Source organism: Treponema sp. R6D11 (assembly GCF_054786075.1).
Map to the genome: position 1 here is coordinate 1 of NZ_BDHD01001076.1, position 394 is coordinate 394.

At 42.9% G+C, this 394-nt stretch carries 1 protein-coding gene; it reads left to right on the top strand.

Annotated features, from left to right (window positions below; all coding sequences use genetic code 11):
- Positions 1–139: 139 nt before the first annotated feature.
- On the top strand, positions 140–394 hold a 255-nt coding region (locus tag ACYVTD_RS17555; RefSeq protein WP_461248910.1), incomplete at its 3' end, for an OmpH/Skp family outer membrane protein.

Below are 394 nucleotides of genomic sequence, written 5' to 3' on the forward strand. Positions count from 1 at the left end.
GTATTATGCTTGCAAAACGTTTCAAGTTCGAAGACGGGGAATTTCAATGGCAATCTGGACAGATTGGCGGAGACAATGATAATCCCAGAAAGGGACTCGATCTTGTCATATCATTTGTGCTATCATATTAGGGGTAATTATGAAAAGAATATTAATTTTTATTTTATTAAACGTTTCCTGCGTATTATACTCGCAACAGCTAACCCGTTTTGCCGTTGTGGATATGCCGAAGGTATACACGGCGTTCTTCCGCGATTCGCGGGCTGTAAGGCAGTTTGAAGAAAAAAGCGCCAAAGTACAGAGCGATATTGACAAGATGACAAAGGAAATACAGGAATTAAGGTCACGTCACGCGGACGCGTTATCGCGCGACGACCAGACCGAAGCTTTAAGG